The sequence below is a fragment of the Leisingera sp. F5 genome (assembly GCF_001593695.1).
Genome location: NZ_LUKH01000952.1, coordinates 1 through 1,417 on the forward strand (window position 1 = coordinate 1; position 1,417 = coordinate 1,417).

The following is a 1,417-nucleotide window of genomic DNA, read 5'->3' on the forward strand; positions in this document are numbered from 1 at the left end:
GGTCTTCGGCACGATCTTGGACACCGTGTCGGTCGGATGCCGCAGGGCCATGCAGCGGTAGAACCGCAGATCCTCCGCCGGATCAGCCTCCGCTCCAACCACCCGGATCAACCGCCAAATGCAGTTCCCGCGGGTCGTAACCGGTGCCAGACACCAGCGCGGCCGCAGCCCGGTGGCATCAAACTGCGTGCAGATGTGGTCCGCAAAAGACGCCTGGTCGCCCTTGCGCACCCGCCATGGATAGGCCTGCACCCCGCCCAAGCGCAAACAGCCCGTCGGCGCGGCAACGGCCCGGTCAAACACATTCAGCCCCTCACCTGGGCCATCGTTTGCACCATCGTTCGGGGCCAGCAGATCAAACAGATCGATATTGGCAACCGCGCGGGCCCGCGCCAGAAAGCGGGCACGCAGGATCTCATAGATCAGAAACTCACCCAACGGCGCCCGCCAAGGATCGGCAGGCGGGATCTCCATCCGGTCCTTGCCAGGGGCGCCCGGCACGTTGAAAGGATGCGCCTCCTCCGGCAGGCCATCCTTGCCCAAGGGCAGTTTGGAATGCACGACCACGACCCGTTCAAGCCCCTTAATGGAGCCAGCAAGCGTTTGCAATTCCTCTATAAAACGGCGGCTGTCTTGCGGTTTCGCCCGATCGAGGATGACAGCCCCCTGCAGACCATGCTGCGCCGCATGGAACCGCAGCCATTCGGCCGCTGTTCGGGCTGTTTCACCATTGCGGACAGCGGCCAATACATTGAGTCCGGCAAACAGTTCCGTCTCCTCCGGGTGGAGCGGAACATTGTAAAGCGCCCCCTCAGCGGAGACTGTGACCGCGCTGGGACCGTCCGAAATCTCAGCCTCCAGAACCGGTGCGCCGCCATAGTTGTGCAGAACTGTCTTGCCCGCCGGAGACACAAGGCCAAGCCCCTCCCGCGAGGTTCCGGATTTGAAGAACAGGCGGGCAATCCGCCCGTTGGATGCACGCAGCACCACGGCGTCCAGCAGGGTACTTCCTGCCAGGGACAACGCGCTGAGTTCGCGTTCAAGGATCATGCCGTCGCAATTTCCGTGGTCTGAACTGGGCATACTGCTGCATCACGTTTTTGGCATTGTTGGCTCCGAATGCGAGGCACAAGGAACGCGGCCGGTTATAGCCGGCCCGCAGACCTGCCGGAACCGGGAAACGCCGTTGGCACCCGCCAAAGGGTCCGGCAGCTGATATTCCCGCAACAGCCAGAATCATGCCTGTACGGCCAGCGCATACGCACGCACGCCATCTGTCAATTTTTTCTGGAAAGTTGGTGCGGTCGAGAAGACTCGAACTTCCACTCCGGTTAAGGAACAGCGACCTCAACGCTGCGCGTCTACCAATTCCGCCACGACCGCACTGTCTTAGGCTTGGTGTCGAGGCGTATAGACC

The 1,417-nt window shown here is 62.0% G+C and carries 1 tRNA gene and 1 pseudogene; both read right to left on the reverse strand.

Going from position 1 to position 1,417, the window contains the following annotated elements:
• Positions 1 to 1,050, reverse strand: a pseudogene (locus tag A2I95_RS37775) (glycosyltransferase family 2 protein); the annotation flags it as partial.
• Positions 1,051 to 1,296: 246 nt separating this feature from the next.
• Positions 1,297 to 1,383, reverse strand: a tRNA-Leu gene (locus A2I95_RS37780).
• Between the last annotated feature and the right edge of the window lie 34 nt (positions 1,384 to 1,417).